The organism is Halofilum ochraceum (genome assembly GCF_001614315.2).
Classification (GTDB): domain Bacteria; phylum Pseudomonadota; class Gammaproteobacteria; order XJ16; family Halofilaceae; genus Halofilum; species Halofilum ochraceum.
This window is the reverse complement of sequence record NZ_LVEG02000008.1, coordinates 222,907-248,089: the sequence shown is the minus strand read 5'-3', so window position 1 is coordinate 248,089 and position 25,183 is coordinate 222,907. Positions and strand designations below refer to the sequence as shown.

Here is a 25,183-nt window from a genome sequence, read left to right as displayed (position 1 = left end):
CGCAGTCTGGAGATCGGCGGCCGCGCGCGTAATTGGCGGTTCTACGTAAGCGCTTCCACGTAGCCTGCCTGATCACGTCTGCGGGACGCGGGACCGGGGATCAGGTCCCGCAGAAGGTGCGCTGGACGACCTCTTCCGGTTTCGGCGGCTTTGCGAGATCAGCGTGTTCCGGGTGGTCCTCGAATGGACTCGCCAGGACCTCGAGGAGCCGCTCCATCGGGGTGAAGTCATCCTCCCTCATGGCCGCGCTGATGGCCTGCTCGACGCGGTGATTACGCGGGATATAGGCCGGATTGGTCGCACGCATCGCGGTGCGGCGCGTGTCGTCGTCGCTGTCCTCGGCCACGAGCCGCTCACGCCACTTCTCGGCCCAGGCGTCGAACGCGGAGGGATCCTCGAACAGCGTCCGCACGGTCTCATCGTTGCCGGTGTCATCACGCTGCAGGTCGGCCAGGCGCCGGAAGGTCAGCGTGAAGTCCGCGCGCTGCTCGGCCATGCGCTTGAGCAGGTCCATCGCAAGGTCGACATCCCCTTCGCCTTCGGTCGCGAGCCCGAGCTTGCGCCGCAGCAGCGCGTGGTAGGTCTCTTCGAAGCGGGGGGCATAGTGGTCGAGCGCCGCGCGCGCCACCTCCATCGCTTCGTCCTCGTCCGCGGCCAGCAGCGGCAGCAGTGACTGGGCAAACTGCGCGAGATTCCAGTGCGCGACCCGCGGCTGCTGGTTGTAGGCGTAGCGGCCCTGGACATCGATCGAGCTGTAGACCGTCGCGGGGTGGTAGCTGTCCATGAACGCACAGGGACCATAGTCCATTGTCTCTCCGGCGATGGAGACATTGTCGGTATTCATGACGCCATGGATGAATCCGACGCCGAGCCAGTCCGCGACCAGATCGGCGGTACGGGTCACGACCTCGGTCAGCAGTGCGGCGTAGGGGTTATCCTGGTCGGCGATCTCCGGATAGTGCCGTTCGATCACATAATCGGCGAGTGCGCGCACGCTGTCGTGATCGCCCCGGCGGTAGAAATATTCGAACGTCCCGACACGGACATGGCTGGCGGCGATCCGGGTGAGCACGGCGCCCGGCTCGACCTGCTGGCGATAGACCGGCTGACCCGTCGCGACCATCGCGAGGGCGCGCGTGGTCTCGATGCCGAGACCGGCCATGCCCTCGCTGACAAGGTACTCGCGCATGACCGGCCCGATCGACGCACGGCCATCGCCGGCACGGGAAAACGGCGTCAGGCCGGCGCCCTTGAGCTGGACATCGCGGCGCCGGCCCGTGCGGTCGATCAGTTCGCCGAGCAGCACGGCCCGGCCATCCCCGAGGCTGGGGACGAAATTGCCGAACTGGTGACCCGCATAGGCCAGCGCCAGCGGCTCGGCCCCGTCCGGGACCCGGTTGCCGGCCAGCATCTCGACACCCTCGGGCGACGCGAGCGCGTCCGCATCCAGCCCGAGTTCCGCCGCCAGCGGCCGGTTGATCCGGATCAGCTTCGGCTCCGCGACCGGCGTCGGGGCGACTTTGGCGTAGAAGCCCTCAGGCAGGCGGAGATAGCTGTTGTCGAGCGTCAGCGTCGCGGGCCGGGCGGTCTCGGCGGTGCTCATGGTCGGGGCCTCCAAAGGGATGGCGGGGCCTGAACCGCCCTGCGCCATTCCCGAGTATTCTGGTAAGGAATTATCGGTATTGTGCGGACAATCGCGGCCGCCTTCAATGGCGCGGGCGTAGGCCCGAAGCGGGCCGCCGAGGCGTCCGGGCCAGCCGCTCATCGGTTCGATCATGGTGCCCGAGCCGCGCGCGTTCGCCTTCGGCGAAAACGCGCCTACGATCCTCCCGCCTCGGCCCTTGGCCCTTGGCCCTTGGCCCTTGGCCCTTCACCGCGCCCCGAACGGCCGCAGGCGCTCGAGCAGGACCGGCAGCAGGGCGAGGTTACTCACCAGGGCGAACACCATCGCCAGGCCGGTCAACAGGCCGAAGTAGATCGTCGGCATGAAGTTCGACAGGGTCAGGATCGAGAACCCGAGCGTGATGATGACCGTGGTGTAGACCATGGCCCGCCCGACCTCGCGATGGGCGATCTCCGCAGCGGTGGGATAATCCGCACCGTCACGCACTTCGGTCTGGAAGCGGTCGACGTAATGGATGGTGTCGTCCACCCCGATGCCGATGACGATCGCGGCGATGGTCATGGTCATGATATCCAGCGGCAGCCCGATCCAGCCCATGATGCCGAGCACGAAACTGGCCGCCACAGCGGTCGGGACCGGACCGATCAGGGCCATGCGAACGGAGCGGTAGAGTGCACCGAACATCAGCATGATGGCCCCGAATACGACGACCAGCGTCACGATCTGGGAGCGGAAGAGGCTCTGCATGACGTTGTTGTACAGCACGAGCATCCCCGACAGCGTGACCTGCTCGGGTTCGATGTCGAATTCCCTCGGCAGACCGGTGTGGATCCGTTCGAGCAGCTGATCGCGATTGAGACCGGGCAACGAATCGATGACACGGATGTCGAAACGGATCTGGTTACCGTCGGGCGTCATGTACGGATCGATGAGCTGCTGACGGAGTTCCTCCGGCACCCGGTTGTAGAGGATGCCGAGTTCGAACGGCTCCAGCCGCTCGCCGTCATTGATTTCCAGAACCATCTCCCAGGCCGTGCCCACCGACAGGATCTTGCCGGTCGCATCGAGGCCCTCGAGCCAGTCCTGGATTTCGGTCACGCGCTCAAGGCCATTGGCGTTGTACCAGTAGCCCTGCGCTGGCGTCGACTCGGTTTCGATGCCCATCTCCTCATCGAACGCGCGCGCCGCCTCGTAGTCCTCCATGAATGCCTGTGGTGCATCGATCACGACATCCAGCGGGGTTGTACCGCCCAGTTCCTGATCGATCAGCGCCATGCCCTGATAGATCTCGGTGTCCTCATGGAAGTAATCGATGAAGCGGTTCTCGACCGTCAGCCGCAGCGCCCCGGCGACGCCGAGCGCCGCGAGCACGATGAATACGATGGCCGTGCGCCCGGGTCGCCGGTGCACCACGTGGGCGATCCCGAGATTGATCGTGGCCGCCCAGTCGCGCTTCGGGTGCGGCACCGGCGCCGGCTTCAGCGGGGCCAGCAGGGACGGGAACAGCACGAACGTCAGGATGAAACCGGCGACGACGGAGCACACCATCATCAGGCCGAAATCCATCACCGGGCGGATATCGGCGAACATCAGCGAACCGAAAGAGATCGCCGTCGTCAGGGACGTGAAAAACGAGGGCTTGAATTTGCTCCGCAGGGTCTGCTGGACGAGCTCTTTCTGGCCGATGGATTCGTCATGCGCGTGCAGTTCCCGATAACGGACGATCAGGTGCACGATCAGCGACAGGGTGATGATCAGGACCAGCGAGATGAAATTCGATGAGACGACCGTCACCGGCCAGCTCATGAAGCCGATCCACCCGACCATGGCCACGACGACGCTCGCGCAGATCACCGACGGCACGACGACCCAGCGGGTGCGTCGGAAGGCCAGCGCGAGCAGCAGGATGATGAACAGGCCGACACCGACCCCGAAGGTGCGGATGTCGCTGCGTACGAAGTCGATCATGTCGACCGCGATCATCGGGACGCCGCCAAGGTGGATCGTCGGCGGATCGCGGTAGCGTTCGAGGGTCGCACGGATTTTGGCGATCCCCTCTTCCATCCGCATCTGGATCAGGTCACCGCGCTCGTCGAAGGCGCGTTCGACTTTCTCCAGTTCCGCTCTCCCTGCGGCGTCGAGTTCCCCCGCCTCTTGCCGCTCGCGTAATTCCCGTCGGCGATCGAGGAGTTCCGCGAAGCGCTCGTCCTGTTCGAAGCGGACGAGCATTGCCGTGGTGTCGGCGTCGTCGTTCAGTATGAGATCGCTGTAGAGCGGGCTGGTCAGGAATTCCTGCCGGGCCTGTTCCATCGATACTTCGGGGTCACGCAGCGTCGGTGGCCCTTCCTGGAGCGTCTCGAACGTGACGTCCTCCCCCTGCACGAGCGGTACATCGAGCAGGCTCGTGACCGAGGCCACCCGCTCGATCGCGGCCAGTTCGTCGCGCAACGACTCGAGCGTGTCCAGCGTGTCGTCGCTGAACAGGGGCCCCTTTGGCGTAAAAGTCACGAATACGAAGTCGTCCGATCCATAGCGCTGACGGATCGTGCGGTACTGCTCCAGGTCCTCGTCGCCCTGCAGCATCAGGGACTCGGCCGAGGCGTCGAGCTCAAAATGGCGCGCCTGATGAATGGCGCCGGCCAGCAGCAGGAAGATGACGGCGAGCACCAGCCACGGGCGGCCGAGAAGCAGTCGATAGCAGGCGTTGATGAGCCGTTCGGGCATGCAGGGAATTCCTTCTTCGCAGGATCGCCAAGGGTACCGATCGCGGCCCCCGTCGTCGCCTCTCCCGGGGCGCGCGGGCTGAATCAGCCGTTGGAGGGTGTATAACGCAACGTTGTAAGTATAGAGATATTCATTCCTTTATCTTTGCAGCGCCGCACGCCATATTGCACGCTGTCAGGCCGTGGGTCCCCCGGCCGCACAGGTAACACCCGTGGAGGGGCAATGGGCGACGTGGTGGCATTCGGAAACGACAGGGAGCCGCTCGATACCGCCGAGGCGGAACGTCTGCTGGCGGAACGCGACGCCGAGGCGCGCATCGCCTGGACCCTGGACCATTTCCCCGGCCGCACGATCCTGTCGTCCAGCTTCGGCGCGCAGTCCGCTGTGCTGTTGCATATGGCCAGCAGCCAGCAGAACGATCTGCCGGTCGTGCTGATCGATACGGGTTACCTGTTTCCCGAGACCTACCGCTTCGTCGACGAACTGACCGAGCGGCTCGGCCTCAATCTCCAGGTGTTCCGGCCGGCACTCAGCCCCGCGTGGCAGGAAGCCCGTTACGGGCGCCTGTGGGAACAGGGCGTCGAGGGGCTGGAACGATACAACCGTATGAACAAGGTCGAGCCGATGCAGCGGGCCCTCGAAGACCTCGGCGCGACCGCCTGGCTCTCGGGCATCCGCAGGGACCAGTCGAACAGCCGCGCGGAGCGCGGGTTCGTCGAGCACCAGAATGGCCGCGTGAAGGTGCATCCGATTCTCGACTGGAACGACCGGGATATCTTCCGCTACCTCAAGGCCTACGATCTGCCGTATCACCCGCTGTGGCACGAGGGCTATGTCTCGATCGGGGACGTCCACACCACCCGCCGCCTCGCCGACGGGATGGAGGCCGAGCAGACGCGGTTCTTCGGCCTCAAGCGCGAGTGCGGGCTGCACACGCAGGTGTAAGGCGGCGACCCTGCTTGATACGCCCCTTTATCCCGGCCCATTGCTCGGGGTTCGTCGCGATCAATGGGTAACAGGAGCCCCGCGAGTCGTCGATCGCCTCCGTGCGGTGCGGCACCTTGATCGCGAGCAAGCTCGCTCCTACAGCCCGTAAGTCCGGTTGAGCAAAGCGATATCAAGCCGGTATCGGGGTCGCGGGACGCTCCTCTATTTCTGCACGTACTCGCCGTCCGGCGTGCGGAACCAGACGCCCTCGGGGAGTTTTTCGAGGATCTGTTTGGCGTAGACGCGGCCGACCTGGTCGACGGGGACGTCCTGTGACTCGGCGCGCTTGTGATAGATTTCGCGGCGCTTGGCGTTCACTTCCTCGACGATCTCTCGGGCCTCGGCACTGCCGCTCTGCCGGATTTCCACGAAGCCATCATAGCGTTCGGCGATGACGCCGCTCGCGCGCAGGCTGTCGAGATCCGCGGCCAGGGCCGGGGTGGCGCCGAGTGCGGCGATCAGGGCCAGCATGACGATCAGGGTGGCGCGGCGAATCATGTCGGGCTCCGTACCGGTGACCGGTTTCAGAACAGGTCCGGGTTCTGGGCGATGTCCTGTTCGGCCTTCTCTTCCAGCTTCACACGGACTTCGGCGTCGAGTTTGACGTTCAGGTTGATCGTGATCGGTTCCTCGGGCGCGCGCATCTGCACGGTCGGCGTGCAAGCGGCGACGAACAGCGGCACCAGCGCGGCAGCGGCGATCCGTACGGGAACGATGCGGGACAATGTGCGCTCTCCATTCGCCGGTGAAGGACGGGCCGGCCGGGTCGATTGCCATCCTGACCGATACGGTCCGATGCGGCAAGACCAAGCGACGTGCCCCGAAAACAGGCTGCGCCGCCCTGCTGACCTGAACCGTTATTCCGATTGCGCGTTACGAAGCTGCAGGTGGCGCTGGATGAGCTCATCGGTAAGCTCGCGGCCACGCGCGACCGCTTCGAGCAGCGGATCCACATCGCCGGTGATGGCGATATTGAACTTGAACGGGTGACCATCCAGCACGTCCGGATTGCTCCCCTGCATCTGGATATCCACCCGGCTCGCCCCGGCGAGCTCGCGCACGAGATCGATCTCGATTTTCTCGTAATCGAAGTCCCGGAGGGCCTGCAGCATCAGGTCCACCGTGCGGTTGGTATCGCCCAGGGCACGCTCGGCGCGCGCGGAACGATAACGCACGTGGCCATCCAGCCCGCGCAGACGGCCATCGCGGATCGCGACCCCCTCCTCGGTGATGAACAGCGGTATCGGTCCGGAGAGCTGACCCCGGCCCTCCAGGCCCTCAATGGAGAGACGCTCCAGCAGCTTCTCCAGCGAAACGCCTTCCACCAGAACCGTGGGATCGTAGACCTGCGCGAACGGATCGAAGCGCCAGTCGCGAACGGCGATCGTGCCCTCGACCACCCGGCCCTCGGCCGCGATCACATGAATCCCGAATGGACTGCCCTGCAGGCGCTCGACCGCGAATTCCAGCGTCGGCCGATCGATGCGCACGCCAGCGTCGATGAAATCGGCCTCCAGGCGCTGGGACCGGGGCGTACGCGGCGGCCGCAGTCGGTCCAGCTCCAGCTCGCCGCGCAGCCCGCTGATGGTGGCCGCGCCCGAAGTGACATCCATATCGGTGATCGTGGCCGTGGCACTGCCGTCGACACCATCCTCCCCCCACGCGATCCGGGCGCTGCCGCGAGCACCCCCTTCGGCCTCCACCCGCTCAGCGAGCGCCGGCAGGACATCCTGCGGCTGGAGTCCGTCCGGCTGGAACGCCAAATCGGGCACATCGACGTTGATGACGCCGGCCGCGGCATCCGGCAAGGCCTGACCGGAGAAGGTAAACGGCAAGGCACCGTCGGCCAGGCGACCCTGACCGGACAGCGCCAGGCCGTCGGGTCGCCTGGTGATCCCGCCGGCGACCGCGATCGGCGCAATGAACGGGTCAGCGCCAGTCTGGTGGAGGCGCTCGACGGCGAAGGTCAGCCAGTCATTGATGGCACGCGGCCGCAGCCGCCCGGCAATGCCGTCGACGCGCAGGTCGTGCTCCGGCAGTTGCGCGCCATAGCCGTTGAGGCGGATGGCGAGTGGGAGGACATCCGCGTCGTCTCCGGATACCGTCACGGCACCGCCACTGACGTCGATATGGCCGAGCCAACCAGGGGCATTCGGGCCCGTCTCGAAACGGATTGCGTCCGTCATGAGGTCGAGACGGTAATCCGGTTGCTCATCCAGACGCAGGACGCCGTCGGTCATGCGGGCCACGAACCGCCCGGTACTGCGAAAGCCCTGGGGCAATGCCACCCGCTCCGCCTCGATCCGGCCTTCGCCACGCAGCGTCACGCGGGTCCCCCCGTCGGCGGCCGCGATGGCGAGCGGCAGGCGCAGCCGGAAGGCGCGCGCCTGCAGATCGTCCCGCTCGAGCGACGGCGCATCGACGCTGAGATCGAGTTCGCCGGTCGGCCCATCAAGCAGGTTTTCGATACCGCCCACGACGGCCACACGATCGATCGCGGTCGCGCCCAGGCGCAGATCCCGGGCATTCAGCGTCGCATCCGGCATGCCGAACGCCCGCAACTGCCGATCGGCCCCGACCAGGCCACCGAAGCGGGCATCCACATCCGCTTCCCCCGGCTGCTCCGGCCAGTCCAGCGTAAAGCGCGGCAATCCGCTGAAACGAACGCCGTCACCCTCGCTGGCCGGTAGCAAGTGCAGCCAGTCGCCCGCCTGCCAGCGCACGCGGACCGGACCGGCCAGCAGCGGTCGGGCGGCGGCCGGGGGCGACAGTTGCGACCATAGCGGCTCCGCGATCCGTCCGATCCGCAGTTCACCGCCGTCGCCGGCGCTGACGCTCAGTTGGCCGTCTTCGGTCCGCCATTCGCCGGCGGCATCCAGCTCCAGAGACTCGAAACGGGCGTTCATCGCCAGGCCCCGACTCTCCAAGCGGTAGTCGCCCCGCCACCCGCCGGCGATCACGGCCTGCAGGGCGCCGGCGATATCGTCCGGCACCGCCGTGCTGGTGATACGGCCGCTGGCGCTCCCCGCGACCTGGATACGGCCCGCGCTCGGGGGCGCTCCCGGGAGAAACGGCCAGGGCAGGTCCGCAGCGGCGGGCATATCGACCCGGTACTCCACCCGGCCATGCGGGTCCCTCAGGGGATCGTCGACGCGGCCATCGAGTTCGATCTCGAAGCCGTCGTTTTCGCGCAGGCGGGCGCTGCCGGCGATGCGGTTACCGTCATAGCGGGCCGAGGCCTCACCTTCCACGACCAGCCGGTTGTTGACGATGCCGGCGTCGATTCGGGCCGAGCGCGGGCCGGCGGATCCCCCCTGGACGTCGGCATCGATACGGGCGGACCAGCGCCCCACCGGCGACTCGATCGTGATCCGGGCATCCCGCAGGTGCAGGGTCGGCACGGTGGCCAGTCCCGCGATCCCGTCACCCGCCGTCACCGGTCCTTCCCGATCACCGGGCATTTCCGGCATACCCGCGATCCGGATCGCCCCGCCGGACCGTTCCAGCGCGGCCGAAAGACCGATGAGCGAGATCTCGAGGTGGCGGATGTCACCACGCCATAGTTTGAGCGGCTGAAAGCGTGCGGAGACGCGCTCGACGGTCGGGGCGTCCTCTCCGGCCAGCACGAGCGGCTCGATCCGGATCCGGCTCCAGCCGAGGGCCCTGACCTCGAACTCGGCATCCGGGAAACCCGCGCGGCCGAGGCGCTCGGTCAGGAAGTGCGTGGCGATCGGGATACGGAACGCCCAGCCGAGGGCCGCGGCGACTGCCATGGCCACAAGCACCCCCATTCCCGCATACAGGATTCCGCGCATCGTTCGCCCCCGCCAGGCGCGGCGAGCCGCGCCCCGAACGTCGATCAATACGGCCCGCCGCGTTCAGCGGGCCTTCAGCACGGACGTTACTTTCGCACAGTCACGGGGGTATTTTCCCGTAATGGCGGGAAATCGATCACTTCACGGTGATCACCGAGCAATCCGCGCTGTGGGATACGCGGTGCGACACGCTCCCGACAAGCGCACCCGAGAGGTCGGATAGACCGCGGCTACCGATGACGATCAGATCGCTGTTCTCTTCCTTCGCGGTATCGAGAATGCGCTTGACGGGATGGCCGTTCTTGAACACGACACGGATCCGGTCATCACTGACCTCGTGCTCCCGCAACCGTTCGATCGAGGCGCGGACGATCTTGTCCGCGAGGTACTCGAGCATCCGCTCGCGCTGACCGGCACTCTCGTCGGGCTGCAGCATGGCCGCAAGTTCGGCGGGCACGTTGGCGACCCATGGATACGCTTCATGTCCCCGACCACCAACGTGTTCAACCTCGGCCATGCGCTCCTGGGTCTCATCCAGCCGCGACGGGTCGAGTACGTGCAGGACAATGACCTCGGCACCGTATCTGGAGGCCAGGTCCCCGGCTACCGCTGCCGCCCTGTGGGCGTGTTCGGAGCCATCCACGGGTAAAAGCATACGACTGAACATGAGACACCTCCGGATCGCCGGCAACGCTGTGTGCGGTACCGGTGTTTTCTGTGAGTTACTCCGGGAAGTCTAGTCCGTCGCGGAACGCCCGCTGTTGTCTCAGATCAAATTCGTGCACGTTCGCGGGCTGCCTGCAGCTCCGCGTCGTGGAATGCCCGCGCATCGGCACCGGTCTCCGGGCCGTCGTAGCGGCCTAGTGACCGTGCATGGGCGAAGAACCCCCTTGCCGGCAGGCCGTCACCCACCCGGCTCACGATCGAGGCCGCCCGCAGCGGACGGCCAGCGGCGGCGTCTTCGCTCATGCTCGCCTCGAGGGCAAGGGCCAGGCGATGGATGGTTTGCGGCGGCTCCAGCCCCAGCGCCAGTGCCGCCTCCTGATACGTCACCGTGCGGCCCTCGCGCGCAAGCGTATCGAGGTAGGCCGACAGGGCATCGGCATCGACCGCTGGCCGCTCGCTGTCACTCACGTTTCACCCCACCCGTACTCGACTGAATACCGGCCCGCGTCAGTGCTGGCGATACTGTTCGCTGCCGAACAGGATCTCGCGCGCCTTCTCGTCGAAGCCGCTGCCCTCTTTGCCCCGGCTGCTGGCCTCGGCGAGGACTTCGAGCGCGCGCTGGACCGCTGGCCGCTCCTCGATCACCTGGAACCAGTGCTTGAGGTTCGGGAAGTCGTCCAGATCCTGGCCCTGGCGCTCATGCGGGCGCACCCAGGGCCAGCTCGCCATATCGACGATCGAGTACTCACCGGCCAGATATTCGCTCTCGGCGAGACGCCGATCCATCACGCCATACAGCCGATGGACCTCATTGGTATAGCGGTTGACCGCGTAGTCGATCGTCTCGGGCGCGTAATTGCGGAAATGGTGCGCCTGACCGGCCATCGGACCCAGGCCGCCCATCTGGAACATCAGCCACTGCATCATGCTGTAGTAGGCCGCCGGTTCCTGCGGGATGAAACGGCCGCTCTTCTCGGCCAGATAAATCAGGATCGCGCCCGACTCGAACAGCGACAGCGGTTCACCGCCCGGCCCTTCCGGGTCGGTAATCGCCGGCATCTTGTTGTTCGGGCTGATGCGCAGGAACTCCGGATCGAACTGATCGCCGCGCGTGATATCGACCGGACGGACCTCGTAGGGAAGGCCCAGCTCTTCGAGCATGATCGTGATCTTGTGCCCGTTGGGGGTCGGCCAGTAATAAAGCTGAATGGGCTGTTGCTGGGTCATAGTTGACTCCGGATTGGCCAGGTGGGCGACTTAAGCTGATGCCGCTCCTCGCGTGCGACGAAATGATGCGATCCAGAACGTAGGCCGGCTTGCGACCGAAGGGAGCCAGCCGGCGTTCAAGGTCACAGCCCTGTACAGAAGACCCGCCGGCTGTTGCCTTGCGGCAAAAGCCGGCCTACCGCCAAAGCGGCAATGGCGCCGCAGGCGCCGCGGCAATGAGGAACTGGCGGTCCGAGCCGGCGCTTTCAAGGCTGCGGCCGGGCCCGGGCGCTCAGCCAAGCCAGCGCCGCGCGTTACGGAACATGCGCAGCCACGGGCCCTCCGCACCCCACTCGGGCGGGTGCCAGGAGTACTGCACGGTGCGGAAAGCACGCTCGGGGTGCGGCATCATGATGGTCGCCCGGCCATCGCTGCTGGTCAGGCCGGTCACGCCGCAGGGCGATCCATTCGGATTCCAGGGGTAGGTCTCGGTGGCCTGCGCCCAGGGATCGACATAGCGCATCGCGACCGTATCCATGGCGACCGGACCGCCGCCGCCCCAGCTGGCACAGCCTTCCCCGTGCGCGACCGGCACGGGGAGGCGCGAGCCTTCCATGCCGGCGAGGAAGAGCGACGGCGATGGCAGCACTTCCACCATCGACAGCCGGGCCTCGAACTGTTCGGAGCGGTTGCGCACGAACGTCGGCCAGCTCTCGGTCCCGGGAATCAGGTCCCGCAGCTGCGCCAGCATCTGGCAGCCATTGCATACGCCGAGCGAGAAGGTATCCGCACGCTCGAAGAAGGCCGCGAACTCGTTCCGTGTGCGTTCATTGAAGCGGATCGACCGTGCCCAGCCACCGCCCGCGCCGAGCACGTCGCCGTAGGAGAACCCGCCACAGGCGGTGATGCCGGCGAACTCGTCGAGCGAAACGCGGCCCGCGATCAGATCGCTCATATGGACGTCGACGCTGTCGAATCCGGCCCGATCGAAGGCCGCGGCCATCTCGTTCTGCCCGTTGACGCCCTGCTCGCGCAGAATCGCCACCCGCGGCCGCGCACCGCCGATGAATGGCGCGGCGATATCTTCCTGCGGATCGAACCCGACGCTCGGCCGCAGCCCCGGATCGCTCGCCGTGACGATGCTCTCGTACTGCTCCTCGGCGCATTCGGGGTTGTCACGCAGCGACTGCATCCGGTAGCTGGTCTCGTGCCAGGCGCCATGCAGCGTCGCACGGTCCGTCTCGAAGAGGGCATCGCCGCCATGGCGGAAGCGGATCACGCCATCGGTGGTCGGATGGCCAAGCGCGTGGGTCTGCTCAGTGAGGCCATGCCGGCCAAGGATGGCATCGACCTCCTCGCGCCGCGCCGCATCGATCTGCACGACCGCGCCCGCCTCCTCGGCGAACGCGGCGGCGAGCGGCGCATCGCCAAGCGGGTCCAGATCGATCGACAGGCCGGTGCCGCCCGCCAGCGCCATCTCGCACAGCGTCGTGAACACGCCCCCGTCCGAGCGGTCGTGGTAGGCGTGCAGCAGGCCGGCTCGGGTCAGCTCCTGGATGGCCGTGAAGAACGCGGCCAGCCGGTCGGGATCGTCGACATCCGGTACGCCCTGACCCGTGACGCCGTATACCTGAGCGAGCGCTGAGCCGCCCAGGCGGTTGCATCCGGCGCCGAGGTCTATAGCCAGCAGTTGCGTCTCCGGATCATTTTTCAACTGCGGCGTCAGCGCGCGCCGGACGTCATCCACCGGCGCGAACGCGGTCACGATCAACGACAGCGGCGCCTGCATGCGGTGCTCGCCGTCGTCGTCGCGCCAGACCGTCTGCATGGACAGGGAATCCTTGCCGACCGGGATCGCGATGCCGAGGCGCGGGCACAGCTCGGCGCCGACCGCGCGCACCGTGTCGTAGAGCGCGGCGTCGTCGGCATCCGCGCCGGTGGCCGCCATCCAGTTCGCGGACAACCGGATATCGCCGATCCGTTCCACCGGTGCCGCGGCGATGTTGGTGACCGCTTCGGCCACGGCCATGCGGCCGGACGCCGGCGCATCGAGCACGGCCGAGGGGGTACGCTCGCCCATCGCCATGGCCTCGCCCGTATAGCCGTTGAAGCCAGCCGCCGTCACCGCGCAGTCGGCGACCGGGATCTGGCGCGGGCCGACCATTTGGTCGCGGCAGACGAGACCGCCGACCGTGCGATCGCCGATCGTGATCAGGAACTCCTTGCCGGCCACGGCCGGCAGGCGCAGGACGCGCCAGGCGGCGTCGGTGAACGCAACGCCATCGGTTGCAAGCGCCGAACCGGCACTCGCGCGCCGCGCGACATCGCGATGCATCTTCGGCGGCTTGCCGAGCAGCAGCTCCATCGGGATATCGACCGGGTCGTCGCCGTGCTCGCGATCGGTCAGATGCAGCCGGCGCTCGGCCGTCGCCTCGCCGAGAATGGCCCAGGGGCAACGCTCGCGGTCGCACAGCGCGCGGAAGCGTTCCTCGTCCTCGGGCCGGATCGCCAGGACATAGCGCTCCTGGGATTCATTGCACCAGATCGCCAGCGGCGACATGCCCGGTTCGTCGTTCGGGATCGCGCGCAGTTCGAGTTCACCGCCGCGATCCGAGTCGTCGAGGATCTCGGGGATGGCGTTCGACAGTCCGCCGGCGCCGACGTCGTGCACCGACAGGATCGGGTTGTCCTCGCCCAGATTGCAGCAGCGGTCGATGACCTCCTGGGCGCGGCGCTGCATCTCCGGATTGCCGCGCTGAACGGAGGCGAAGTCGAGTTCCGCGTGGCTGGCACCGCTGGCGACGGACGAAGCGGCGCCGCCGCCGAGACCGATGCGCATGGCGGGGCCGCCGAGCACGATCACCCGCGCCTTCTCGGGCAACTCGCGTTTATGCACGTGCATGGGGCGAACATTGCCCATCCCGCCCGCGATCATGATGGGCTTGTGATAACCGCGCAGACGCTCGCGGCCGTCGGCATCGGCGACCGCCTGCTCATAGGTACGGAAGTAGCCGCAGAGATTCGGCCGCCCGAACTCGTTGTTGAACGCGGCCGCGCCGATCGGGCCGTCCAGCATAATCTCCAGGGCGCTCGCCAGGCGCTCGGGATGGCCGCGGCGGGTCTCCCACGGCTGCGCGAAATCCGGGATGTGCAGATCGGACACCGAAAAGCCGCAGAGACCGGCCTTGGAGCGGGCACCCGTGCCGGTCGCCGCCTCATCGCGGATCTCGCCGCCGGCGCCGGTCGCGGCCCCGGGAAACGGCGATATCGCGGTTGGATGGTTGTGGGTCTCGACCTTGATCTGCATCGGGGCGCGTTCCCCGATGTAGCCATAACGCCCGCTTTCGGGATCGACCAGGAAGCGTTCGGTCTCCGCACCGTCGAGCACGGCGGCGTTGTCGCTGTACGCCGAGAGGATGCCGTCGGGTGCGGCCTCGTAGCTCGCCTGGATCATCCGGAACAGGGAGCGGTCCATGGGCTCGCCATCGATGGTCCAGTCGGCGCGGAAGATCTTGTGCCGGCAGTGCTCCGAGTTCGCCTGAGCGAACATCATCAGTTCGACATCGGTCGGATCGCGCCCGAGTTCGCCGTAGCGGTCGACCAGGTAATCGATCTCGTCCTCGGCCAGCGCCAGCCCGAGCTCGTCGTTGGCGGTCTCCAACGCAGCCCGCCCGCCCGTGGTGAGCGGGATATGGCGCAGCGTTTCCCGCGCGCTCCCGACGAACAGCGCGGCGCCGTCTTCCGGCGTGTCCAACACCGCCTCGGTCATGCGGTCATGGAGGAGATCGGCGATCGCCCGCGCCGCCTCCGCCGGCAGCACGCGGCCGTTGTCGGTGATCCGCCAGGCGACCGCCCGCTCGACCCGATGCACGCAGTCGAGCCCGCAGTTGTGTAGGATATCGGTCGCCTTCGACGACCAGGGCGAGACCGTCCCGGGGCGCGGGGCGACGATCAGGGAGATGTCGGCGGTATCCGCGAACGCCTCCTCCTCGCCGTAATCGAGCAGCGCCTCCAGGCGCGCGTGCTCGTCCGGATCCGGCTCGCGCACCGTATCGACGAAATGGAGGTGGAATGCCTCGAGCTCCTCCAGCCCCGGCAGCCGTGCTTCGATCCGCTCCCGCAGTTTGCTGAGCCGGAACTCGGAAAGGGCGGCGCGGCCGGGCAGGCAGAGCATGTGCGGATCTCCGTGGGCGTTGTGGTGCAGAAGGCGCGCATGATAAAGCAAGCAGGCCCCCGCCGGCACCGGTTCCGGCCCGCCGGCCCCACCCGACACGGCAGCAACACGGGCCGGCTGGTTGAAACCGCCGCGAACGGGTACCATATATCCTGTTCCACGGGGGCGACATGGATTCGACGTGGATCGCGAAACCGGAGGTGCATGCCGAGGTGCAGTGACCTCGTAAACAACGCTGCAACTAAAGATAGTTGCCAACGACGACAACTACGCTCTCGCGGCCTAAACAGCCGTGAGCCTCGGACTTCTGCCTGCCCGTGGGCGGATTCATCCGGGGTCGCCAAACACGGGATCGCGGTGAGGCCTCCCCCGGGCCGATCCGTTAAAACCCAAGGGGGTCGCTGTCCGGTTCGCCTGCCCGTCGGCTTACCGGATGGCTAAACACAATAGACGCGGCTAAGCATGTAGGACCAATGGCGGAGGATCCGCGGACGGGGGTTCAATTCCCCCCGCCTCCACCAAATAATCCGTAGCATCAGGTACCGAGTGGAATCTCGGGGCTCCCAGAATCAGGGCTCCCCCGGGATTCCACCCGTTTACCGGCCACCCGCTGAAACCTACTGCCTTCGCTCGGTGGATTGCCCCCGACCTTGGGGCCATTCAGTAAGGGCTGCGTGCATACTTCACTGGCATAGCAGTCCGGCGCTGCACTCGCTCCTCAGCATTCATTGATCCGAAGTACGGACTCCCGTTTCTGAACGGTGAACGACCCTGTACCGGGCTCATACGGGCCACATTGAGGGGGTCGATCCGGCCCCTCGACCGTTTGGGGGTTTACCCCGTGCGAGGCGTACACTGGACATGAATACCGCTTACTGGAGTCCTGATATGGAACAGGAGTCTGATAGTGGTCTGAATGTGGGCGCCCCGAATGTGGGCGCCCCGAGCGTCTTCGCCAAAGCGGAAGGCGACCGCCTCGACGAAAACAACGCGCTCATACTGTACAGAACCCCCGAACGCGGCTTTGTCGAAGGCGACAGAATCATCTGGGAACGCGACGATGGCACGCAGTGGGAACTCTATGTCGAGGGCATCAGCAATCACGGTGATGTCCAGGTCATCGTCAGAGTCGACGGTGACGCGGGCGAGCGCGCCCGCTACGCCGATTTTCGGCTCCGATTCCGGGACCAGACCGTCGCGTATCCGATCATCCCGGACCGCGCCAGGGAGGTTCTCGAGGTCATTATGACCTCATAAAGCTTCTTGACCGGATGGACGACGCTTGCCACCGGTTATTACCCGCTCGCCGAGCGGAAGTCTCCGCAAGGCGCAACATAACGAACCCATAAAACTCACAACCCGTCGGGCCCGGTCCTGAAAAGGACCGGGCCTTTCAGCGAATGCCGCGATATCACGGTTCCGCGCCTGCACTCACCTGACACCCTAAGATGGCGGATCCCCCGGTCGCCTGGTTGAACCCGCCCCCGCACACACTTCGCGCCAGTCGACTCTGCATCCGCATCGCGCGAGTTACTCGCGGGGAACTGGTGTGCGCGACCAATGTCGCAGTCACATTCAAGGTCCGACTATCCGCGGCGAGAAAGGGATATCAGGTGATCGGTGGGCACGGGTTGATTTTCGGCCTCTACGCGCTCGTAGTCCCCGTCTGGGTGGCGCTGTCGTTCTGGACGGCCCGCCGGGCTGAGGCGTGGCGTTTTACCCCGCGCTGGCATGGCGCGCTCGTGCCCGTCTTCCGTCTGTTTTTTCTGGCGACGCTCCCGTTCGAGACACTGCTCGCGGACCGTCCGTTCATTGCACCGGTATTCGTGATCGGTTCGCTGGCGACGGTCACATGGCTGCTCTGGCGCTTCTGGTATCTGTACCGGGCGCCCGACCTCCTGCCGAGGGCGGATTCCGTCCAGTACAATACGGCCTATCTGGCGAACCTCATCGCTCTCGCGCTTGCATGCCACAGCTTTGTCTGCGTGGCCATCATGATCAATGTGAGTCTGCCGATGCTCCTGGTCCGCGAGCGCTGCGCCCGCCGCACGCCAGACCCAGCCGGTAACGGTGACCCCGTCGGTGCACCCGCTCGATGACGTACGGACCTGGAACCGAACGACCCTCTGCCTGTCACAGCATCTGCTTCGCGTTCTTCGCGCGTCGTCCGCAGACATTTTTGACAGTAGGGATGAATGAAGATGCCGGTTCGGGGATCCAGAAGAAAAACCGCAATGGCGGCTGCAGCACTTGCGGGGGCCAGCCTTTTCCCCATCACGACTACACTGCAAGCGGCACAACTTGACAGCGTGCGGCTTCGCAGCGGGGTGCCCGCCGATGCCGGCGACATCGATGGCGGTGCGCTCGGACTGACGTTCGAACCGGAATCGACGCCAGTCTGGCTCGGCTGGATCGGCGACGACATGCACTACGAAGCCGCGCTGAGTCTCTGGACGAACGCCGACCCCGATAACGACAACGTCTACACCACGCATTTCGGTCCGGCATGGCGCTTCCGTCCCTGGCCGCTCGGTGAGCGTGGTTTCCTCGAGGCGGGAACCAGTATCGCGTACGTCAGCGAGCAGCGGGTGGCCGGCTCGGATCTCGGCAGTCTGTGGCACTTCACCACGCACGCGACACTCGGCTACGAGCTGGGCGCCGAACGGCGATGGCACCTCGGATTGCGCGTTCGGCATTCCTCGAACGCCGGCTTCGCCTCACCGAACCCCGGGCTCGACATCGTCATGCTGGAGTTAGGCTACCAGCTCTGAGGCGTTTCAAGCCGCGAGAACCGTCTGACGCACCGCCGCGTTCGCTACTCCCGGCGGATCAGAATTCATACACTGCGCCGGGGCTTGCCAGATGATGGCACATTCGCAGCGGGCTTCAGAGGCTTCCCTGCCGACGACTGTGCGTTGACGCACGGTCGAGATATCCCGCCAGGCCAAGCAGAACCCCAAGCATAATGACCGCCCCGGTCGCGGAAACGACCCAGGTGGTCAACATGCCGTGCGTCAGCGCGCCTTCGAAATACTCGATGGAACCACTCCTTCGGACGGGTTCCATCGCCGCCATACCCGTGTAATGCATGCTGCACACGGCCAACCCCATCAGAGGTACGGCGAGATACCTGTGCCACCCCTGCACCTTGACCATCACGAACAATGCGCCCGTCGAGGTCACGAATGCCAGCACGATGGAAACCGCCACCAGGGTGGCATCATGCGTGATGTGCGCCGGCGTACGCATCGCCGCCACGCCCGCATAATGCAATGCGACCAGTCCCATCGTCATCGTCGCACCACCGACCGTAAGCACGGCAAGCGACTCCGGATGCCGTGTCACGATCAGGACCGCGACCGCAGCGAATACGACCGGCATGACGAATGACAGCCAGGTCATGTGCACGTCAAACGTGATCGGCCAATCGGGTTGGTACGCCAACATGCCGACGTAATGGGCCGACCACATCATGCAGCCGGCAATCACCAGTGACGAGAACATCGTCCACGCCACCCGCACTCGTCCGTCGGAGTCGCGCACGTACTGGCTTGAAAAAAGGCCGACGGACGCTCCGGCTACCGCGACCAGCCAGGATCCGAACACAAGCAGGAGGCTGTAATCCCCGACTGAATGGGTCATGCCGCCGCCCTTGCCAGTCGCCGATCACCGCCGGTCCATAATGGGATCAACCAGCCATTCAGCCCACCGTAAACGACGTGGAGGACGAACGTCAGGGCGATGTATTTCACCTGCGATGACAGCGCGAGCGGCGCATCCGGTGGTAGTGAACCGGCAGCGGCGCCGAAAACGCCCCAACCGATGATCGGTGAGTACACCAACTGCATCAGGAGCAGCCACTGGACGAGCACCGCGAGGCCAAGACCACGCAGGATGTTCGTTCTCGATTCGAACAGGGCATAGAGAATCACCGCCCAGGCGATTCCATAAATAAAGTGTGCAATCACCGCCAGCGGCTGGACCGGTATACCCAGTGCTTTGAGGAATGCCGCCGATGGCGGAAGATTGAATGGGGCGAACCCGGTGATCTCGATGCCCACAAACATTACGACCAGAATAATCAGACTGCCAAGGGCACCCACGGCCCCCGCTTTATACCACTCCATCTTTGATCTCCGGATTGTTCTCGCGTACTTGAAGGATCCCGAGTGACCGTAATGTCGTCACTCCGCTACGATTTTGCCGGTCATGCCCGCCTGCTCATGGCCCGGAACGTCGCAATAGAATTCCAGCGTCCCATTCTCGGATGCCGTCACGCGCACCGTGTCGCTGTTGCCCGCCTGAATCGTTTCCGTATTCGTGGAAATCCCCCGCAAGTGGAGGTTGTGGCTGAGCTGTCCGTTGTTGACCAGCTTCAGGCGCACCGTTTCTCCGGCCTCCATTTCGATCGTCGCCGGCTGAAATTCAAACTCTTTCGCAACGACCTTTACGGTTTCGATATCCTCGGCCTGGGCATTGGCGGTCAGCCCCATCATGCCGAGACCGAGAACCAGTCCGACGATCCTGTCGATTTTTCCCCTGTACGCATTGAAGCGTCGCATGAGTCTTACCTCCCGGTTTTTCGGATAGCGGGATCGCGTTCACACGGCAAAGGGGCGTCCACGACCCGTGGCCGTGGACGCCGGGCCGATCACGAACGCGTCGGCTCGCGCGAGGACAGCTCGTCCTGCTCGAACATGATGTGCAGGAACGGCTGCTTTTTCCCGTTCGGCAGTTCAAATGCCGTCGGTACGGGATCGAACACCGGCCCCTTGCCCGGGACACCGCGCACCGGGGGCATCATCAGGTGGGTATGGTGCTCCTGATTCCGGATATGGCGTTCGTCCGCCCCCAGAGGCAGGTCGTCCGAAAATACGAGGTTATAGTCGCGGTTGCGGACGACTTCGGTGGTCATCAGATGCATCACGCGGTGGTCGTCCACTTTCTCCCCGTTGATGTAGAGCTCACCGAGCCCCCACCACGCGGCATAGGTGTACTGTTTGGGCATCAACGGCGTGCCCGTGCCGGTGTTGCCGTGCAGGAAGTCCTCGGTGAACACGCCGCCCTGGGTCTCGTAACCGGGGAACGGCGGTTTGACGACATGATCCAGGACAACGCGATATTCGTTGCCGGCAGGATCGTTGAACTGGGCTTCGAACGAGGCGGTATCCGGCGTGTTGCCAGGTTTGCCGGGCGTATCCTCGCGCACGACATCCCGCATCGTCGTTTCGAACTGCCCATTGATGATCCGGGCGTTATTCGAGAACGCCGTCGGCTTATCAAACACCCAGGTACCGTCGTCGCTTACCGTCCGGGCCTTTTCCGGTATGCCCACAAGAAAGGGCAGGCTCTTCAGCGTATCCGGCACCGCCGGTGGTCCGCCGGCCTGTTGAGCCGCCTTGAGTTTCGGCCGGAAAAGCATTTCCGGATCGTCCGGCGTGCCGAAGGTCTCTTCCTCGAGTACACGCGGTCCCGGCAGCACCCAGTAGGTGATGTTGCCCGGTGACTGACTGACTTCGGTTATACGCAAGGGATTTTTCCCCTTCTCCACATCCGCGTCGGCCGCCGGCAGGCTCCCGGCCGCGACAGCCAGAAAACCACCGATCGCAATGGCCATTCCCGCTCGGGCCCACCAGCGATGTTGACTCCATCCGACAGCCGTAGATTTCAGCAAATGGCTCATATCGAACCTCCTACCAGGTAAAGCGTCGCAGCACCTGGAGATGCGCGACTTGTGTATCGGGTTCAGCAACGGGCGGATTTCCGCCGTCCGTCAACAACAGTCTGGAACCGGAATCCGACGTCCAGCGATTCGATTTTGTACGTACGTGCTTCCCCGTATCGGCGAGGTGCTTTGGTAGCGACACGTGGATCGTTGAGACTTTTCACCTGGTTCCGGCGATCGGGCGTATTGACCTGGATGCGCCCCGCAACCGCGACGGGTCGCGGCCACTCGTGGTGGAGGCAGGTATAGACCGGGGAGACATCAAGGCGCCTCCCCGGCCGGTGTAAATGAAAGATGGGCGTTCGGGCCGTTGGACCGTGATCACTGCTCCCGGTCAACCGGCATGCGGCCGACACGCCCAGCGACCGGGTCGTAGTCCAACGGACCGGAACGGGGCTCGGGTTCCAGAATCACTGGACCCGGCCTGCCGAGATCGACGAGGCCTACTTTGCCCTGACTGAGCTCAGCTTCACGATTCATGTGCTCAACGTCAGTGGACGTAAGCATCGCGAATGCGCCCTCGGATGCCGTTGCCGCCGCGAGTGCCCCCGCGAGAGCAAGCGCAGACAACCTGCGCCCCGTCACATACCGTTTCATCGGATTCATGGCGATAACCTCCATTCCAGGGTTTGGATTCTGCCGTTTGGCGATTCAAAGCCTGGACGCAGTGACGATCCCGTTGAATTGGCGGTTGTACGTACGCGGTAGTCCGTAATCCAACGCCCTGGGCGAGTCGCTTGGGCAACCGCTACCGCTGGACCGGCGATCGCGGTGCATCGCGCCGGATCTTCGGTCGGATGTACGGTCGGTTGCGTACGTATAACCACGAATTTCCGGTTCGCGGCCCTCCCCGCAGACTCCCACCTGTCATCAATTGATCCATAAACGGGGAGACAGGAAATGGCGACCGCTACCGTTGAATCGTTCAACCGGCTCGCATGGCCGGGTACCACTGAACGCGATTCGCCCGCCGCGCGGCCCGCCCGACCCGAGACGAACGCCTGCGGCGATCATCCCGCCAATGATCCGGACATTTCGGAGAAACCCGGGGAGCGGACCGCCATCGCGGGCGAGCCGGACGAAAACGCGGTCGATCGGGCCCTGATTGAACGCGTGCAGCGCGGCGAGAACGCGGCCTTCGATCTGCTCGTAAAGAAATACCAGCACCGCGTGGCCGCGCTGTTGCGACGGCATATCGCCGACCCGTCGGAGCTGGAGGATGTCGCCCAGGAGGCGTTCCTGCGGGCCTACCGCGGTCTCGCCCGATTCCGCGGCGACAGCGCGTTCTATACCTGGCTGTACCGGATCACCGTCAACACGGCCCGCAACCACCGGATCGCAATGGACCGGCGCGGTGCGGTGCGCGGCGGCATGGATCCGGCGGAGGCCGAACGCTTCGATGACGCCGCGCTACTGCGCGACACGGACACCCCCGAACGGCACGCGGCGACCGGAGAGGTCCGACAGGCGATCGACCATGCGGTCGAAGCGATGCCTGCATGCCTGCGGGAGGCACTGACACTGCGGGAGATGAACGGGCTGTCCTACGAAGAGATCGCGTCCGTCATGGATTGTCCGATCGGGACCGTGCGTTCCCGGATTGCACGGGCGCGCGGTGCGATCGATGAGCGCATCCGTCCCGTCCTCGAAGGATCTGAAGCGCCGCCCCGGGGATCATAGGTCAATGACCGGGGCCGGCCACTACCGCAAAGCACCTTCCGGCGATGAGGCCGTGTGCCTGGCTTCACGCGGACTCCGTGGGATCCCCGGCATCCGACGATCACTGACGACGAAACTGACATTCGCGGCCCTGCTGGCGGTGACCCCATTCGTCTTCGTCGCCTCTCTGGTCGAACTCGATCCATCCGCCTACATCGGACCCGTGACGTTGCTTGTGCTGGCGGCGGGCGCGAGTCTGGCCGGCTTCGCTCTCATGGCCCGGTGTCTGGTGCGGCCGATCGCGCAGGTGACGGAGATGGTTCGTGGATATCGAATGGGGAAACCGCTGCAGCCACCGTCCGGACTCCATTTCGATGAAATCGGCAGTCTGACGGGCGAAATCGTTCAGACCCTGCGCGAGGCCAATGCCCACCTCGTGCGGCGGGCTCACCGTGACGCCATCACCGGGGCGTTCAACCGCGAGGGCCTGTCCCGGGAACTGGCTCACCTGCTGGAACGCGTTCGCAGCGAGGACCGCGTTGCCGTTGCCGTGATCGAGATCCGCGAGCTGTCGCGCTGGGAGGTCGCGCTCGGCTCCGCTGTAGGTGAGACCGTACGCCGTGCCATCAGCGATCGCATCCGGCCCGGCGCCGATACGCGCGCCGCCGCGGGCGTCATCAGCCCCTACCGATTCGCTTTCGTGACCGCTGCACCAGCCGAAGTGATCGACAAGCGACTGGATGACATCTGGCAGCAGTTACAGTCTCCAATCCCCTGCGGTGCCCATTCACTGATACCGACGGTGACCATGGGCATTGCCTGGGGCTGCGGTAACGATTCCCCGACCGGCCTGCTGCACGCGGCCGAGACCGCTTCACGATCGAGCCGAGCCCAGACGGGCAGTGCCCGCGTGAACGCGACCGAATCCAGTGAAGAGCTCCGGGACATCGCAAAACTCTCGCTCGCTCTGGAGGATGCGATCAATCAGCGGGCACTGGACGCCCATTTCCAGCCGCGGATCGGCGCGAATTCGCTCCAGTGGGTGAGCGCCGAGGCACTGGCGCGCTGGGAGCATCCGGAGCACGGCGCGATCAGTCCGGGAACATTCATACCGATGGCGGCCGATAGTGGCCGGATTGCGGATATCGGTCGCATTATGCTCGATCGCGCCGTCGCGGCCGTAGCGAGCTGGAACCGATCCGGCATGGACCTCACGGTGTCCGTCAATGTGGACGCGGAACAACTCGTCAGCGGCACACTCGAAGACGACGTCGCACGCGCTCTTGAACGCCACGGCGTCGCGCCGGAATCACTCGAACTCGAGATCACCGAGACGTCCCTGCTGGCCAACCTGGAGGGAGCGCTGGCGCAGATTACCGCCTTGCGTGCACGCGGTGTCCATTTCGCGCTCGACGATTTCGGCACCGGGTATTCCTCACTCGGCTATCTCGGCCGCCTGCCGGTCGATCGCATCAAGATTGATCGCTCGTTCGTGAGGGGGCTGGATACGGCGGAAGGCTGCCGCATCGTGCGGGCGATCACCGACCTTGCGCGGAGTCTGTCACTGAAAATCACCGCCGAAGGCATCGAAACCGAGCAGCAGGCGCGGCGTATGCGGGAATTCGGCTGTGACGAACTCCAGGGCTTTCTGTATGCCCGCGCCCTACCGGCGCACGCGATTGTAGAGACGAACCGCCGTGACGCGCGTGCCGCACGCCGTGACGCGCTGTTACGGCCCATAGAGGCCGGCATCGCAGGCGGTATAAAGCGATGATGGGCGAGCAGCTCAATCAGGAGACGCCAGGAACGCCGGGCACGGATACCCCGGTCACCGCGGTGGAAAGCGCGCTGGAACGGATCGCCGCACGCTACTGTGCCCCATCCTCGCATCGGGTCGATTACGGCGCGGCCGCGGTCTCCGATGAATACGAAGCACTCCGCCACACGGCCAGCGCACTCGCGGACCTGGACCCGGACCGGCTCGCCGATCCGCACAGCGCCGTCGCCTTCTGGATCAACCTGTATAACCTGCTCACGCTGCACATCGTGCTCTCGGGACCGATCGCCACCTCGGTGCGCGAACGGGAAGACTTCTTCACCGGGCCGTATTACCGGGTAGCGGGACAGGCTTTGACGCTCGATGCAATCGAACACGGCATTCTGCGCGGAAACGCGCGCCGGTATATGGGTCTCAAACCCCTGTTCTCTTCGGGTGACCCGCGTCTGCGCTGGAGTCTCCGCACGATCGATCCACGCATTCACTTCGCGCTGTACACGGCGAACATGTCCTCTCCGCCACTCCGGGCAATCCCGGTAGCCCAGGCCGAAACCGCACTGGATAACGCCACCCGCGAACAGCTCGCGGCAACCGTACGGGTCGATCCATCCGGTCGCACTGCCCGCCTGCCGCGGGTGTTCCGATGGTACACCGGCGATTTCGGCGGTTCGATCGACGATGCGCTCGCGTTCGTACGCCGCCACCTCGATGACAATCGCGCAGACGCCCTCGCGGACGAGGACATCAACGTCGAATTCGATCCCTTCGATTGGCGCCTCAACGATCGTTATCCCGCTGGCGGGTGATCCCATCTGCCGATTCGCCC

At 65.3% G+C, this 25,183-nt stretch carries 20 protein-coding genes and 1 other RNA gene; 8 read left to right on the top strand and 13 right to left on the bottom strand.

Annotation, left to right across the window (positions count from 1 at the left end):
• Positions 1–100: 100 nt before the first annotated feature.
• Complete coding sequence (locus A0W70_RS10640) at positions 101–1,603, bottom strand: protein adenylyltransferase SelO (RefSeq protein ID WP_067562543.1); 1,503 nt, start codon at positions 1,601–1,603, stop codon at positions 101–103.
• Between the two features lie 267 nt (positions 1,604–1,870).
• Complete coding sequence (locus A0W70_RS10635; RefSeq protein WP_067562539.1) at positions 1,871–4,348, bottom strand: efflux RND transporter permease subunit; 2,478 nt, start codon at positions 4,346–4,348, stop codon at positions 1,871–1,873.
• 222 nt (positions 4,349–4,570) lie between these two features.
• On the opposite strand from A0W70_RS10635, the gene A0W70_RS10630 reads away from it, so the two are divergent.
• The gene (locus A0W70_RS10630; RefSeq protein WP_067562536.1) at positions 4,571–5,293 is read left to right on the top strand and encodes a phosphoadenylyl-sulfate reductase; all 723 of its coding nucleotides are present in this window, start codon (positions 4,571–4,573) and stop codon (positions 5,291–5,293) included.
• 204 nt (positions 5,294–5,497) lie between these two features.
• Here A0W70_RS10630 and A0W70_RS10625 read toward each other — a convergent pair whose 3' ends face one another.
• The 7 genes from A0W70_RS10625 to purL form a co-directional block, all read right to left on the bottom strand.
• The gene (locus A0W70_RS10625; RefSeq protein WP_067562533.1) at positions 5,498–5,833 is read right to left on the bottom strand and encodes a YdbL family probable chaperone protein; all 336 of its coding nucleotides are present in this window, start codon (positions 5,831–5,833) and stop codon (positions 5,498–5,500) included.
• A 26-nt stretch (positions 5,834–5,859) separates the two neighbouring features.
• Positions 5,860–6,060 carry a YnbE family lipoprotein gene (locus tag A0W70_RS17170; RefSeq protein ID WP_245675860.1) on the bottom strand — a complete coding sequence of 67 codons (201 nt, stop codon included), beginning with the start codon at positions 6,058–6,060 and terminating at the stop codon, positions 5,860–5,862.
• Between the two features lie 132 nt (positions 6,061–6,192).
• On the bottom strand, positions 6,193–9,150 hold the full coding sequence (locus A0W70_RS10615; RefSeq protein ID WP_083330941.1) for an intermembrane phospholipid transport protein YdbH family protein: 2,958 nt from the start codon (positions 9,148–9,150) through the stop codon (positions 6,193–6,195).
• A 136-nt stretch (positions 9,151–9,286) separates the two neighbouring features.
• On the bottom strand, positions 9,287–9,817 hold the full coding sequence (locus A0W70_RS10610) for a universal stress protein (protein ID WP_070989128.1): 531 nt from the start codon (positions 9,815–9,817) through the stop codon (positions 9,287–9,289).
• Positions 9,818–9,921: 104 nt separating this feature from the next.
• Positions 9,922–10,284 carry a hypothetical protein gene (locus A0W70_RS10605; protein WP_067562521.1) on the bottom strand — a complete coding sequence of 121 codons (363 nt, stop codon included), beginning with the start codon at positions 10,282–10,284 and terminating at the stop codon, positions 9,922–9,924.
• Between the two features lie 39 nt (positions 10,285–10,323).
• The gene (locus A0W70_RS10600; protein ID WP_067562517.1) at positions 10,324–11,043 is read right to left on the bottom strand and encodes a glutathione S-transferase N-terminal domain-containing protein; all 720 of its coding nucleotides are present in this window, start codon (positions 11,041–11,043) and stop codon (positions 10,324–10,326) included.
• Positions 11,044–11,314: 271 nt separating this feature from the next.
• Positions 11,315–15,196 (bottom strand): phosphoribosylformylglycinamidine synthase, encoded by a 3,882-nt coding sequence (gene purL / locus A0W70_RS10595; RefSeq protein WP_067562623.1) that lies wholly within the window; start codon positions 15,194–15,196, stop codon positions 11,315–11,317.
• A 161-nt stretch (positions 15,197–15,357) separates the two neighbouring features.
• Here purL and ssrA point away from each other — a divergent pair.
• The 4 genes from ssrA (at position 15,358) to A0W70_RS10575 (ending at position 17,967) form a co-directional block, all read left to right on the top strand.
• Positions 15,358–15,717: a transfer-messenger RNA gene (gene ssrA / locus A0W70_RS10590) on the top strand.
• Positions 15,718–16,084: 367 nt separating this feature from the next.
• A complete protein-coding gene (locus A0W70_RS10585) occupies positions 16,085–16,453 on the top strand; it encodes a hypothetical protein (RefSeq protein WP_067562514.1) in 369 nt (122 codons plus the stop codon).
• A 356-nt stretch (positions 16,454–16,809) separates the two neighbouring features.
• On the top strand, positions 16,810–17,295 hold the full coding sequence (locus A0W70_RS10580; RefSeq protein WP_067562511.1) for a hypothetical protein: 486 nt from the start codon (positions 16,810–16,812) through the stop codon (positions 17,293–17,295).
• Positions 17,296–17,505: 210 nt separating this feature from the next.
• On the top strand, positions 17,506–17,967 hold the full coding sequence (locus tag A0W70_RS10575) for an acyloxyacyl hydrolase (protein ID WP_070989126.1): 462 nt from the start codon (positions 17,506–17,508) through the stop codon (positions 17,965–17,967).
• Between the two features lie 115 nt (positions 17,968–18,082).
• Here A0W70_RS10575 and A0W70_RS10570 read toward each other — a convergent pair whose 3' ends face one another.
• The 4 genes from A0W70_RS10570 to A0W70_RS10555 form a co-directional block, all read right to left on the bottom strand.
• Positions 18,083–18,838, bottom strand: coding sequence for an MHYT domain-containing protein (locus A0W70_RS10570; protein WP_067562504.1), 756 nt, complete (start codon positions 18,836–18,838; stop codon positions 18,083–18,085).
• Complete coding sequence (locus tag A0W70_RS10565) at positions 18,835–19,323, bottom strand: hypothetical protein (RefSeq protein ID WP_067562500.1); 489 nt, start codon at positions 19,321–19,323, stop codon at positions 18,835–18,837. Before A0W70_RS10565 ends, A0W70_RS10570 begins: the two co-directional genes overlap by 4 nt.
• Positions 19,324–19,380: 57 nt before the next feature.
• Positions 19,381–19,758 (bottom strand): cupredoxin domain-containing protein, encoded by a 378-nt coding sequence (locus A0W70_RS10560; RefSeq protein ID WP_067562497.1) that lies wholly within the window; start codon positions 19,756–19,758, stop codon positions 19,381–19,383.
• Positions 19,759–19,847: 89 nt separating this feature from the next.
• The gene (locus A0W70_RS10555; RefSeq protein ID WP_070989139.1) at positions 19,848–20,726 is read right to left on the bottom strand and encodes a hypothetical protein; all 879 of its coding nucleotides are present in this window, start codon (positions 20,724–20,726) and stop codon (positions 19,848–19,850) included.
• Positions 20,727–21,983: 1,257 nt separating this feature from the next.
• On the opposite strand from A0W70_RS10555, the gene rpoE reads away from it, so the two are divergent.
• From rpoE to A0W70_RS10535, 3 genes are read left to right on the top strand one after another with little or no spacing between them, the layout of a single operon-like run.
• Positions 21,984–22,601 (top strand): RNA polymerase sigma factor RpoE, encoded by a 618-nt coding sequence (gene rpoE / locus A0W70_RS10545; RefSeq protein WP_067562619.1) that lies wholly within the window; start codon positions 21,984–21,986, stop codon positions 22,599–22,601.
• A 4-nt stretch (positions 22,602–22,605) separates the two neighbouring features.
• The gene (locus tag A0W70_RS10540; RefSeq protein ID WP_067562486.1) at positions 22,606–24,354 is read left to right on the top strand and encodes a putative bifunctional diguanylate cyclase/phosphodiesterase; all 1,749 of its coding nucleotides are present in this window, start codon (positions 22,606–22,608) and stop codon (positions 24,352–24,354) included.
• Entirely contained in the window at positions 24,351–25,163 is an 813-nt protein-coding gene (locus A0W70_RS10535; protein ID WP_067562482.1) for a DUF547 domain-containing protein, read from the top strand. The genes A0W70_RS10540 and A0W70_RS10535 overlap by 4 nt, the downstream gene beginning before the upstream one ends.
• The last annotated feature ends 20 nt before the right edge of the window (positions 25,164–25,183 follow it).